Origin of the sequence: Rhizobium sp. WW_1 (genome assembly GCF_003610155.1) — a bacterium.
Classification (GTDB): domain Bacteria; phylum Pseudomonadota; class Alphaproteobacteria; order Rhizobiales; family Rhizobiaceae; genus Rhizobium; species Rhizobium tropici_A.
On record NZ_RAIN01000001.1, the window covers coordinates 444,651 to 458,046 of the forward strand.

General features: G+C 59.3%; 9 protein-coding genes. 5 read left to right on the top strand and 4 right to left on the bottom strand.

What is annotated here, in order from left to right; genetic code table 11:
• The first annotated feature begins 57 nt into the window (after positions 1-57).
• The 4 genes from glyA (at position 58) to folD (ending at position 4,588) form a co-directional block, all read left to right on the top strand.
• Complete coding sequence (gene glyA / locus BJ928_RS02095) at positions 58-1,326, top strand: serine hydroxymethyltransferase (RefSeq protein WP_047627423.1); 1,269 nt, start codon at positions 58-60, stop codon at positions 1,324-1,326.
• A 64-nt stretch (positions 1,327-1,390) separates the two neighbouring features.
• Positions 1,391-2,770: an L-serine ammonia-lyase gene (locus tag BJ928_RS02100; protein ID WP_047627424.1), complete on the top strand. Its 1,380-nt coding sequence runs from the start codon at positions 1,391-1,393 to the stop codon at positions 2,768-2,770.
• A gap of 67 nt (positions 2,771-2,837) precedes the next feature.
• Positions 2,838-3,719, top strand: a complete 882-nt coding sequence (gene purU / locus BJ928_RS02105; RefSeq protein ID WP_047628736.1) for a formyltetrahydrofolate deformylase — start codon at positions 2,838-2,840, stop codon at positions 3,717-3,719.
• 2 nt (positions 3,720-3,721) lie between these two features.
• Positions 3,722-4,588 carry a bifunctional methylenetetrahydrofolate dehydrogenase/methenyltetrahydrofolate cyclohydrolase FolD gene (folD, locus tag BJ928_RS02110; protein ID WP_047627425.1) on the top strand — a complete coding sequence of 289 codons (867 nt, stop codon included), beginning with the start codon at positions 3,722-3,724 and terminating at the stop codon, positions 4,586-4,588.
• Positions 4,589-4,756: 168 nt separating this feature from the next.
• On the opposite strand, the gene BJ928_RS02115 is transcribed toward folD, so the two are convergent.
• Both BJ928_RS02115 and BJ928_RS02120 read right to left on the bottom strand, forming a co-directional pair.
• Positions 4,757-5,140, bottom strand: coding sequence for a hypothetical protein (locus BJ928_RS02115; protein WP_047627426.1), 384 nt, complete (start codon positions 5,138-5,140; stop codon positions 4,757-4,759).
• Between the two features lie 307 nt (positions 5,141-5,447).
• Positions 5,448-8,399, bottom strand: coding sequence for an NAD(P)-dependent oxidoreductase (locus BJ928_RS02120; RefSeq protein WP_047627428.1), 2,952 nt, complete (start codon positions 8,397-8,399; stop codon positions 5,448-5,450).
• Positions 8,400-8,775: 376 nt separating this feature from the next.
• On the opposite strand from BJ928_RS02120, the gene BJ928_RS02125 reads away from it, so the two are divergent.
• Entirely contained in the window at positions 8,776-9,558 is a 783-nt protein-coding gene (locus tag BJ928_RS02125; RefSeq protein ID WP_047627430.1) for a DeoR/GlpR family DNA-binding transcription regulator, read from the top strand.
• Between the two features lie 4 nt (positions 9,559-9,562).
• Here BJ928_RS02125 and BJ928_RS02130 read toward each other — a convergent pair whose 3' ends face one another.
• Positions 9,563-10,792 (bottom strand): hydantoinase/carbamoylase family amidase, encoded by a 1,230-nt coding sequence (locus BJ928_RS02130; RefSeq protein ID WP_047627432.1) that lies wholly within the window; start codon positions 10,790-10,792, stop codon positions 9,563-9,565.
• A 109-nt stretch (positions 10,793-10,901) separates the two neighbouring features.
• Positions 10,902-13,349: an FAD-dependent oxidoreductase gene (locus BJ928_RS02135; protein ID WP_047627433.1), complete on the bottom strand. Its 2,448-nt coding sequence runs from the start codon at positions 13,347-13,349 to the stop codon at positions 10,902-10,904.
• Between the last annotated feature and the right edge of the window lie 47 nt (positions 13,350-13,396).

Genomic DNA, 13,396 nt, shown 5'->3' on the forward strand with positions numbered 1-13,396 from the left:
ATTCTTCCCTCACGTCCGCGCCAGGGAACAACCACAACACGTCCTGAAGGAGACAACATGCTTCAGATACTTCCCAAGTCCGAGATCGGCGACAGCGCCGTTGCGGCTGCAGTCGCACGCGAACTCGACCGCCAGCGTTTTCAGATTGAACTGATTGCGTCGGAGAACATCGTCTCGCCTAACGTCCTCGCCGCACAGGGATCGGTGCTCACCAATAAGTACGCCGAAGGCTATCCCGGCAAGCGCTACTACGGCGGTTGCGAATTCGTAGACGAGGTAGAGACCCTCGCGATCGACCGTGCAAAGGAACTCTTCGGCGCCTCGTTCGTGAACGTCCAGCCTCACTCCGGCGCCCAGGCCAACCAGGCGGTCTTCCTAGCTCTCCTGACACCTGGTGATCGCGTAATGGGGATGTCGCTCGCCCACGGGGGACATCTGACGCACGGCTCGCCCGTAACGATGTCTGGAAAATGGTTCGACATCGTCAGCTACGAGGTTCGTGAAACTGATCAGCAGATCGATTACGAAAGCCTTCGTGCGCGTGCGCTCGAAACCAGGCCCAAGCTGATCGTCGCCGGCGCCTCCGCGTACCCGCGCGCCATCGACTTCGCCGCGTTCCGCACAATTGCGGATGAAGTTGGCGCATACCTGATGGTGGACATGGCGCACTATGCGGGCCTCATCGCTGCCGGTGTCTATCCGGATCCGCTGCCCCACGCGCACATCGTCACGACGACGACGCACAAGACGTTGCGTGGTCCGCGTGGCGGCATGATCCTGACCAATGACGAGGCACTCGCGAAAAAGATCAACTCGGCGGTCTTCCCTGGAAACCAAGGCGGTCCGTTGATGCATGTGATCGCTGCAAAGGCGGTAGCGTTCGGCGAGGCACTGCAGCCGGAGTTCCGTGAATACGCCAAGGACGTCGTCGACAACGCCCGAGCGCTGAGCGAAGTCCTGGTCGCCGGTGGACTCGATATCGTCTCCGGCGGAACGGATTGCCACATGGTACTCGTGGACCTGAGACCGAAGGGCGTGAAGGGCCGTGATGCGGAATACGCGCTTGAGCGGGCCGGGCTCACCTGCAACAAAAACGCCATTCCGTTCGACCCGGAGAAGCCGGCGATCACCTCGGGCGTGAGGCTTGGGACGTCAGCCGGGACGACCCGCGGCTTCAAGGTCGCTGAGTTCAAGAAAGTCGGCGAACTCATCCTTCAGGTCATAGAAGCGCTTGCGACGAAGGGGAGCGAAGGCGACCCGACGGTTGAACAGGCTGTCTTGAAGGAAGTGCAGGTACTCTGTGAACGCTTCCCGATCTACGGTTAGTGGGAAGGTGCGAAACCATGGCCGGATTTGTAGCGCAACCGGCCATGGGTTGGGGCGATAGTCCATGTTTCTAAGCGTTTTCGACGTTTTCAAGATCGGTGTTGGTCCCTCTTCTTCCCACACGATGGGTCCGATGACCGCCGCCGTGCGATTTCTAGCCGCGATCCGCGACCAGAAAGTGCCGTTTGGAACTCGTATTCGCGTGAAGCTTTACGGATCGCTCGCGTTTACCGGCCGTGGACACGCCACCGATCGCGCAGTGGCACTTGGCTTGCTCGGCTTGCTACCCGCCGACCTGGATATCGACGAAGCCGGATTTCTCCTTGAGGACCTTCAGGACGGTAAGACCCTGCGATCGCCCGGTCTTCCGCCGATCACATTTGATCCGGAGACGGATGTGGTATTCGACTACGGCGATCCGCTTCCCGGCCATGCGAACGGGCTCACGTTCGACTTGTGCGGTCGCGCGGGTGAAACGATCTTTTCAGAAACCTACTATTCCATCGGCGGGGGGTTCGTGGTCACCGCGTCCGAAAAGGCGTTAACGACTAAGGAGTCTTTGGCTGCCAGCGACCGCCCCTTTCCCTTCCACTCAGCGGCTTCCATGCTAGCGATGGCAAGCATTGCAGGCATTTCCGTCGCTCAGATGAAACGTGCGAACGAGCTGGTCTCGGCCACAGCCAGGGATCTCGACGACGGGCTCGACCGCCTTTGGCGCGTCATGGATGACTGCATCGAAAGAGGATTGCGCACCAGCGGCGAATTGCCCGGAGGTCTCAAGGTAAAGCGTCGCGCCAGTGCCATTTATCGCCAGTTGTTGAGCGAACGCGGCTCCAACCAGGCTCATCCACACGTGGTAGCGGACTGGCTGAGCGTCTATGCGATGGCGGTTAACGAGGAAAACGCTGGAGGCGGACGAGTGGTGACCGCGCCCACGAACGGCGCGGCCGGCGTCGTGCCAGCCGTGTTGAAATACTTCATTAGCCATTGTGGCGGCGACGATCGCCAAAAGATTCACGAGTTCCTGCTGACTGCGGCGGCCATCGGCGGACTGATCAAGCATAACGCATCGATTTCTGGCGCCGAGGCCGGCTGTCAAGGCGAGGTCGGGTCCGCTGCGGCGATGGCTGCAGCGGGCCTATGCGCCGTGCTGGGCGGCACCCCCGCGCAGGTCGAGAACGCTGCCGAGATAGCTCTTGAACATCATCTCGGCCTCACCTGCGATCCCGTCGCAGGCCTCGTACAGGTTCCTTGCATCGAGCGGAACGGAATGGGCGCGATGAAAGCCGTTTCGGCCGCGTCGCTGGCCCTTCGCGGCGACGGAACGCACTTCATGCCCCTCGACAACTGCATCCGCGCGATGCGGCAGACCGGCGAAGAAATGAATTCCAAGTTCAAGGAAACCAGCCTGGGAGGTTTGGCGGTAAACCTTCCCGAGTGCTGACATCTACTACAGGGGCCGAGCAAACGGCCGCTGTCGCGCTAAAAAAACCAATATGGAGGTGAACGAAATGACAAACTACGTGCTAAACGTCACGAGCGACGCTAACGTTGGCATCATATCGAAGATTACGGCCATCCTAGCCGGCGCGAACAGCGAAATCATCGATACATCGCAGTTCGTCGACCGCGAATGCGACAAGTCTTTCATGCGGGTGAGCTTCACGTCGACGACCGGCGCGGACGAGAAGATCGTCAGCGATTTGGCGGCGCTCGCGTCCGAAGGAGACATGTCGTACGAACTCCACGACGCCGGTCGGCGCACGAAGGTGCTCCTGATGGTCTCTCGGTTCGGCCACTGCCTGAACGACTTGCTTTATCGCTGGAAGATTGGCGCCCTTCCGATCGACATCGTAGGCGTGGTGTCGAACCATTTCGACTACCAGAAGGTGGTCGTGAACCACGACATACCTTTCTATCATGTCGTAGTGACGAAGGAGAACAAGCCTCGTGCCGAGGCTAGTCTCATGGAAATCGTGGAGACTTCCGGTGCGGAGCTGATTGTGCTCGCCCGATACATGCAGGTGCTGTCCGACGAGGTGTGCAAGAAGATGTCAGGCCGCATCATCAACATCCACCATTCCTTCCTTCCGTCCTTCAAGGGTGCCAATCCCTACAAGCAAGCCTTCGAGCGCGGCGTCAAGCTGATCGGCGCGACTGCCCACTATGTCACAGAACACCTCGACGAAGGACCGATCATCGAGCAGGATGTTGCGCGTATCACCCACGCCCAGTCCTCCGCCGACTACGTTTCCATCGGTCGCGACGTCGAAAGCCAGGTCCTTGCACGCGCGATCCACGCGCATATTCATCACCGCGTTTTCATGAACGGCAACAAGACGATCGTCTTCCCTGCAAGCCCAGGCTCTTACGTGTCTGAAAGGATGGGTTGAACATGGCGACGATCATTGACGGGAAGGCCGCCGCTGCAATCGTCGTCGAGGAAGTCAAGCGATTGAGCGCCGGTCTTGTAGCAACTGGTAGGAAACCAGGTCTCGCGGTCGTTATCGTCGGGGACGACCCGGCGAGCCACGCATATGTGGCCGCCAAATCCCGTATGGCCAAGGAATGTGGATTTCATTCGGTTCAGGCCACATTGCCCGCCGAAACGTCACAGGAAGAACTCGCCCAACTCGTCGCGCGATTGAACGGCGACCCCTCGATCGACGGCATTTTGGTCCAGTTGCCGCTTCCGCGCCACCTGAAGTCCGACCCCATCATTCAATCCATCGATCCGTCCAAGGACGTGGATGGCCTCAACGTCGTCAACGCGGGAAAGATCGCGACGGGCGATCTCGACACCGGACTGGTCCCGTGCACTCCTGCCGGAGCCATGGCGTTGGTCAGGCAGATGCACGGACCCGACTTATCAGGCCTTCAGGCCGTGGTCATCGGTCGGTCGAACCTGTTCGGAAAACCGATGGCAACGCTTCTCCTGGCTTCCAACGCCACAGTGACCACTGCACACTCCCGCACGAAGGACATCGCATCGCTCACTCGCAACGCGGATATCGTTGTCGCCGCCGTAGGCTCGACTCGAATGGTTAAAGCGGAGTGGATCAAGCCGGGTGCAACGATCATCGACGTGGGGATCAATCGCATCGTGGAAGCGGATGGGAAGAACCGGATGACTGGAGACGTCGACTTCGAAGATTGCTCCAAGGTCGCCGGAGCGATTACGCCAGTCCCCGGCGGCGTTGGACCCATGACAATAGCGATGCTTATGGCAAATACGGTGAGGGCGGCGTCTCTTCGACGTTAGCTCAAGTTCCACCTCCGGGAGCACTATTAGGTCCGATGGCAGCCGGTAGTGAGAGAAAGTGACCTAACCGGGCATCGATCGACTGTGGTTGAAGCTCCTTTTCCAGCCAGTCACTGATCTCTTCCACCCGTTCGACAAGCTGCACGTGCCTGGCGTCGTCCTCCGCCGTCAGGCCCTTGCTAGCATGTTTTCGTTTAGGCGATCTACCCTGCCCTGCGCCCTCAGACCTTCGAACGAACGGTTTGCTATTTCGCTCAGCCACTCGCGTACCGCTTCGTCGAAGATCCATTTCGCCGCCTGTACCGTCCTGATCACGTCACGATGGGTTACCGTGGTGACCGTGCCGTCGCTGATGATTTTGAATCCGATCGCGTCGAGCAGGCCGTAAATCGCGACCCGCTTGTCAAACAAGGCGAACTGGTAGTTCGCGCCTGCTGAATGTCTGGCGATCTCATTCTGCAGTTGCATTGCCTGCATCTGTCGTTCGAGAAACAGAACCTGCTCGTGCGCGGCATCTGCCTGGCGCGCCGCCGCTCCCACCTGTTCGCTCATCACCCTGCGGGAATGCTGAAGCTCCTGGCCTTGGATCATCGTCGGGAAAAAAGCCAAAGAAACGCTAGCGGCGCGAAAACCCCCGCGAGCATGTCTCCCAGCTCGTTGAGGCAAAGTGCTAACGCATAGAGGCCCGACAGGATCACGCCTGTCGGGCCCCAGCGGCTACTCTTGATTTGTTTGCTTATCGCAGTGGGATTGGCGGTTCGGGTCACGACAGCGTCTCAATGTGTACTGAACACCGTAGCTGACCCGTCTCGAACTTGAAAGCAAGCCGGCCCCCCATTTTGGGGAGCCGCAATGCCATCTATGCCGATGGCGCGAGAAGGCCCGCGGCGCGAAGGAGATTGTTCTGGCGCATAGCGGTCTGAGTTAACAATCCGACGTAGCGCTGAACGATTGCAGTGGTGGCATGCTCACCCGACACGGCGTCGAGCGCGCCTATGATGGAACTGATGCGTTCGGAAACTTCGCGAAGCTCTCCGATAAGACCATCATGTTGCGCGACCGAAAGAAGGTCCTCTCCGGAAACGGTACCAACTCCGTTGGGCTTTTGGGTGCCTCCACAGACATATCCTGCGGGAAGATCCCCCTTGCGGTTGACCACCGTCTTGCGGTGCAGGAGAGCGAGAATTTGATCGACCGCCTGCTTGGCGCCTGCCACTCTGGTCGGGTGATCGGTGTCGGCGGCAGCGTGTGGAAGTAGCTCCAGCTTGGATCCATGCTTCTCGAGGAGCGGCAGGTATGGCTTGAGCGGTCCTGTTGGGCCGGCGTCTCCCTGGAAGATATCGGCGTCTATCGCCGCATGCCGAACCTTTCCGACCGACAGCGCTTGTTCGAGGGCGACGACATCCACAAGTTCGCCGCGATCGTAGTTGATGAGCACGGCTCGGTCATTGAGCGCGTTCAGGACTTTGGCATCGACTACGTCGAAGTTGGAGAACCGGCCAGTGACCTCGTCCTTGCGCCCCAGACCAAGATGTACCGACAACACGTCAGCGCCTTTCGCCGCTTCGATCACGGTCTCTGCAAATTCATATCCTTCTGCCACGACATTGGCCCTATGGGTCGACCGAGCATAAACGACGACGTTCATGTGGAACGCCTTCGCGAGCTTGGCGAATTCCCGGCCAATGTTACCATAGCCGAGAATGGCGACGCGTTTGCCTTCGAGCTTCTCGGTGGGATATTCGGCGAGGTTTTTTCCGGTATCGAAGTCGCCCGAAGAGACCCGCGCGTGCAGTTCGTCCACTGGAAGGTCTGGCATTACCTTCAATAGGGCCTTCATTGCCATCTGAGCGGTGGCGCGGCTGTTGATGCCCGGCGTGTTCATGAGGGCTGCCTCGCCGCCGTCGCCGTTCGGGCCACCCCACGAATTCGAAGCCATGTTCCCTGTACCGGCGCCGATGCGGACGCCACCCAGGCGAAATTTCGACTCCGCGGGAATGAAAGTCGCTGCGGCGACCACCGCATCATAGCGGCCATCGGCAGTCTGCGCCAGAATTTCGTCGGCAGTGCTAAGGTGCGGCTGATAGAAGAAATGCGTCTTTCCGCTTTCGAGCTCCGTCCCCTCGTCGAGCGGACCGGCATGGAGCTGGCCGCCCTTTTCCGCGATATAAGCCGCGGCCTCGCTATAGTCCTGTGTTCCATCTGGCCGCAGGCGCAATCCGACCGGATCAACGACGAGAACGGTGTACGTTTCTCCAGTGCTGTCCTCGGAGGCTCCCGCGTTGCTGGTTGCGAAATTGACGCCCTTCGCATGAAGTTCCTCCTCGAGGACGACGATCTTCGCGCGAAGATAGGCGTAGCTGAGGTTTTCCAGCAGCGCGACGACGTCGGACGGCTCGCGAATGCCGCCGACCCACGCCCGGTAATCCCCTGGCGTTCCAGGAAACGCATTGACGTAACGCGCTGCGTCTAGGCCCTTTTCGTACTCGCCATTTGGATGAGTTAGTCCTTCATAGCCGAGTAGCTGCTTGGACTTTGCAATGATCCTCGCGTGCATCGCCGGATCGGTTACGCCAGCGTCGTTTACCTTCAGCAAGGTCACTGCAGCGCCGCGGCGATCCTTGTCGGGAACCACAAGCGACAGAAGGCTGTTATTTTCCACCCAACGATCAACGACATCCCGGTTTTCCGCCGAGCGCCGATTGAGCTCGGCGACCGGTCCAATCGCCGCCTCCATCTGAAGCAGATTGAATGTCGTTTCCGCGAACGCGAGCGTGCTGAATGTGTTGATGACACCCCCTAGCATCTTGTCCTCGGTCGCGTCGTAGAAAGGGCCCACATCGACAGAGCGCTTGGCGCTCAATGGTTGCTTGGCGTCGATTGGCGGAGCGATCTTGAGCTGGCGGGGAATTGCCCAGGACGGGTTTTGCTGGTTCTGCTCGATAAGGCTCAAAGCCGACGGAGTGAACGAGTTCACGAAGTAGCCGGAGATTCCGCCGATGGCTTTCTGGAAGGGCATGAACAGGCAGCATTTCGCGACCGCGGCGCGCACTAGACTGTGGCCCCACGGCATCGCACCGAGCATCGACGTCGCGTCGAAGACCGCATGCCGGTTTTGCGGGTCGCCATCGAGCCACTTGAGAAGCTCGACGATTTCCTCGGTCTTGTAGGCGTTCGCTCCAGTCGTTTCGTGACCAACTCCGATGAAGATGGATATACCGAGCTGTTCGAGTTCGTTTGCGGTTGGGATCGCGCCCTCGGTCGTAGCAAAATGCAGACGGGTTTCGTCGCCGGCTTTGGCGAACCGATGCATCTCGATAACCTGCGTTGCCCAAGACTGGCGGAAAAAGCCCGCACCACCAGCGAGATCACTTTCTGGACGCGGGGTGTCCATGTAGACCCGCTGGTTCGGGTCGTTGGCGTTCAGAAGGTGCTGCACGGACACGGTGAAGCCGCTATGGCCGCCGCCAAGACCAACCGCGAGCCGATTTTGCTTGGGGAACTCAAAATACCGATGGATGGTGCGCATCATGTCGACCAGCACCTTGTCGGCCGGGTAGCCGCGATGCATGCTCCGGCTCATCTCCGAGGTGGTAAAGCCGCCGATCTCGTGCCCCATGTCGTCGAACTTGCGGTAGTTCGCCTCGAGCCAATGATCAAATTCAAGCCTACGCAGACGCGCGTCGAGCTCGTCCGTCGTCGCGTCTGTGATCGGCCCGACGCCGAAAAACGGATTGGAAGGCGCGGCCGGAGCGCCATTCTCGGTCAGGGCGATCGCTTGAAGCCTCTGCGTTTTCAATTCTTCGGTCATTAGCCTGATCCAATCTGTTCAATTCGGGGCAATCCTAACGTCAGGTCAGGGTCAATCGCAGTCATATCTGCGACATCTTGTTGCCACCACATGCCGATTTTTGTGGTTATTTGTTGCGAATAAGACTATCTTTGGCTGAATTGCCCACATTATCTCAGTTGAATACATACCCAAAATCCAACATTTCCCACAGCCCTTAAGGCCGCCTTGAGGGGGCATTCATCAGGCTGATACTAATAAATGCTCAAAATGCGTGACTTTTGTGCAATAGCGAACAAAATGTGGGATTCGGATCCTTGCAATCCCACAAAGAACCATGAAATATCGACTCAAGCGATTGTGGTTTTCACGGTCCGACCTTCAAAGGGACATAGTAATGTCATTCAAACGACAGACGGATATCTTGCAGGCCGTACGCGATGTCGGGAGCTACAGCATTTCGGAGCTCGCAGACAAGCTTCACGTATCGACCGAGACCATTCGGCGCAATATCAAGCCGCTGATCGACAGTGGAAGCCTCATTAGGTTTCATGGTGGCATCATGGACCCCGATCACGTCGACGAACCGCCATTCCAGCGTCGAATGCAAGTCAACAAGGACGCGAAGCGTAGCGTCGCAGGAATGATCGCCGAAGTCGTTAAGGATGGCGACAGCCTCATCCTCGACAACGGAACCACCACCACCTACGTCGCCGAAGCCCTGTCTCATCATTCCAACCTGACCGTCGTTACCAACTCTGCGGAGATTGCCTGCCGCCTTGCTTCGCGTAACGGAAACAGGGTGTTTATCACGGGCGGAGAACTGAGCGGCGACGACGCTTCAGCCTTTGGACCGTCAACGATCGAGTTCGTCCAGCAGTTCGAGGTCCGTTACGCGTTCATTTCCGTCGGGGGCATCAATAATCGCGGGGAACTCGTAGATTTTCATTTATTCGAGGCTGAATTCAGCCGTGCAGCGATGAAACAGGCACAGGAGACCTGGGTTATCGCGGACCACAGCAAGTTCGGCAGGGCCGCTCCCGTCAAGGTATGTGAGCTTTCTGTCGTCGATACGATCGTATGCGACGACTTGCCTCCTGTTGAGTTTCAACGAAAGTGCCGCGAGGCGGAGGTGCGTCTGCTCACCGCCGCAGACCACCTCACCGAAAAGGCAAGCTGACCATTCATGCCACGAAGCCCCTCAGGGTCTGATAGAAAACCTTGAGCCCTGCCCTCACGGATTCGGGGCTGGCGTCTTCGGCCTCGTTGTGACTTAAGCCGTCGCGCGTCTGCACGAAGAGAAGTGTCGAGGGCACGCTGTGCTGGAGGGCAAGCGCGTCATGACCGGCTACGGTCTTCATAACAGGAAGACGCATCCCCAGATCGGCGGCGGCACTCTTTGCGAACTTAACACCATCCGGGCACAGGCCAACTGGTGGGCGGAGATTGTCGCCTGCCACTTTCAATTCTACACCAAGCGGCAAACACAACTCGGATGCTGCAGCAATGAAACGGTCGCCCAAATCGTTGCAGGCCGGCGCCTCTCTCATTCGGATCTCGAACGTGACGGCCGCCAACGATGGAATGACGTTGGGTGAGTTTGGGAAGACCCGAATTGAGGCGGCGGAAGAATGTATTTCACTTTCGCCGCCGCACAGCTCATGAAACTCGGTGATGCATCGCGCGGCCGCCCTGAGAGCGTCGCGGCGCCGACGGTTTGGGGTCGGTCCAGTATGGGCGGCTTCGCCGATGAACTCCAGGGTAGTCTTCCTTGCGGCCCAAGCACCGTCGACAACCGCGACAAGCCTGCCCGCCCGTTCGAGAACGTCGCCCTGTTCGATATGAAGTTCGAGTGCTCGGACTGGTCTGAGCGACATCCGGCCCCGTCCGAGATATCCAATTCGATCCAACGCCTCTGCTACGGAACATCCGGCGTCGTCGCGGATCCTCAATGCATCGATCATCGTTATCTTGCCGGCAAAGACCGAACTTCCTAGTAAGCTGGGCTGAAATCTTGCACCCTCTTCGTTGGTCCAATTCGCGACCGCGATATTGTGCCGGAAGGATATGCCGTGAGCGTTGCGAAGCAGCGCTCGGACCGCGGTCATCGCCGCCGCGACACCATAGGTTCCATCGAAGCGACCGCCCGTGACCTGGCTGTCGAGATGCGACCCGGCGAGAACGACGGTCTCCGCTCCCGGCGCGGTTTTGACGATGCCCAGCATGTTGCCAATCCCGTCGATGATCGGTTCCACCCCCAGGTCGACCCTGAACCTCGCGGCCAGGAAATCCCTGGCCTCACGGTCGGCATCAGATCCCGCCAATCGACAGACGCCGCCGCGAGGGGTCGAGCCGAACTCTGCGAAATCAGCCATGAGAGATTGGAAGTAAGCAAAGTCGTCGTCTTGCAGCATATGGTGAATAGGCCTGTGAAAAGACCACCGGTGTCGCGGCCAGACACCGGTGGTCGCCTCGCGCCACCTGCAGGGGGCAGGTCCCGCTGGCAATGGTGAGAAGACGGAATTACACCTTGATGCGTTCCATGCGCGGATCGAAGAGCGGTTCCAGATGGACCGAGCATTTCACCCGTTCCCCCGCCACCTCGAGCTCGTAGGAACCCGTTTTCACAAACTCTTCGTCGAGACCCGTCTGCGGCTGGCGGACATAACCCATGCCGATCGACTTTCCGATCGTGTGCCCAAAGCCGCCGCTGCTCAGCCAGCCGACACGCTCACCATTACGGTAGACCGTCTCGCGGCCAAGCAAGATGACCTTGGGATCGTCGACGGTGAAGGTTGCCAGGATACGCTTGAGCTTGCCGTCACGCTGCTTTTCGAGCGCCTCGCGTCCAAGAAACGGAGTGTTCTTCTTCAGCTTCACGGCCCAGCCGAGACCCGCCTCGAGAGGCGTGTAGTCCGGACCGATGTCCGACCCCCAAGCGCGATAGCCCTTTTCGAGACGCATGCTCTCGATTGAGCGATAGCCGCCGTTGATGATGTTGAATTCGGCGCCGGCTTGCATGATCGCGTCGTAGACCGTCGCCCCGAATTCGACCGGGAAGTGAAACTCCCAACCCAGTTCGCCGACGTAGGTGACGCGAAGCGCCATCAGCGGAGCACCCGCCACATGGATCGTTCGGACCTTGCCGAAGGGGAAGCCGGCATGCGAAACGTCATCCTCCGTCAGCTTCTCGATGACCTTACGGGCGTTCGGCCCCATTAGGCTGAGAACGGCGTAGCCAGACGTCACGTCGATCAGGTTCGCGTCCAAGCCCTTTGGAATATGACGACGGATCCAGTCGAAGTCGTGGGTCGCGAAGCCGGTGCCGGTGACGATGTAGAATTGGTTCTCGGCAATGCGCCCGATAGTCAGGTCGCACTCGATGCCACCCTTGCTGTTGAGCATCTGGGTGTAGATCAAGCTGCCGACCGGCTTGGCGACGTCGTTGGCGCAGATCCAGGAGAGCGCCTCCTCGGCGTCCTTGCCGACCATGAGAAACTTCGAGAACGAGCTCTGATCGAAGACGGCGACGGATTCGCGGGTCGCCCTGTGCTCGCGGCCCACCGCGCCGAACCAGTTCGGACGCTGGAACGTGTGCTGGTCGACTGGCTCTTCACCCTCTTGCGCGAACCAGTTCGGGCGCTCCCAGCCGAGCTTCTCTCCGAAGCAAGCGCCCTGCGACTTGAGGCGATCGTAGAGAGGAGAGCGGCGAGCTGGACGCCCGCTTTTGTGCTCTTCGTTCGGCCAGGCGATCGTGTAGTGCTTGCCGTAGGCTTCGAGCGTTCTCTCGCGAACCCAGCCAATATCCTGGGCATTGCGGCCGAACCGGCGAATATCGACCGGCCACAAGTCGTAAGGAGGCTCGCCGCCGGCGACCCAATCCGCAAGCACCTTCCCCGCTCCACCGCCGGAGGCGATGCCGAAAGCGTTAAAGCCTGCGCCAACGAAGAATCCATCCACCTCGGGCGCCTCGCCCAGGATGAAGTTGCCGTCCGGAGTGAAGCTTTCGGGCCCGTTGATAAGCTGCTTGACGCCTGCCGTCTCGAGCGCCGGAACGCGTCCGAGCGCGAGCTCCATGAGCTGCTCGAAATGGCCAAAGTTGGACTCAAGAAGCTGGAACTCGAAGTTGCGCGGCAGCCCCTTGACGGCCCACGGGATCGGATTGGGCTCGTAACCGCCCATGACAAGCCCGCCGACCTCCTCCTTGTAGTAGGTAAGGCGATCGGGGTCGCGTAGCGTCGGGAGATTTGATGCGACCCCTTCAATGCGCTCTGTAACCATGTACTGATGCTCGACCGACACCAGAGGAACATTAACGCCTGCGAGTTTGCCAACCTCGCGCGCCCACTGGCCGGCGCAGTTGATTACATACTCGCACTCGATCCGGCCGCGGTTCGTAACGACCGCCTTCACCCGCCCCTTTTCCACAACGATCTCAGTCACGTCGGTGTCTTCGATGATCCGGGCGCCGTTGCTGCGCGCGCCCTTGGCGAGCGACTGGGTGATATCAGATGGGCTTGCCTGACCGTCGGTCGGCAGGAACGCTGCGCCGATGACGTCGGAGATGTCCATCAGAGGCCAAAGGTCCTGCGCTTCCTTCGGGGTGAGCAGATGCATTTCCAGGCCGAACGACCGCGCGGTGGTTGCCTGACGTTTTACTTCCGTCCAGCGCTCTTCATTACATGCAAGGCGTAGGCCACCGTTCATTTTCCAGCCGGTCGCCAGTCCGGTCTCGGCTTCCAGGGTCTTGTAAAGCTTGACGGACTCGCCAAGCAACTGCGTGATGTTGGCGCTCGAGCGAAGCTGGCCAACCAGACCTGCCGCATGCCACGTGCTGCCCGATGTCAGCTTCTTGCGCTCCAGGAGCACCACGTCAGTCCAGCCAAGCTTGGCCAGATGATACGCCGTCGACGTGCCGATGATACCGCCGCCAATGATGACGGCTCTGGCCTGCGTTGGAAAATTCGTCATTTGGGTTCCCCCGTCTCTCGCGCGTTGCGCATATGGCTTTCTTGTAC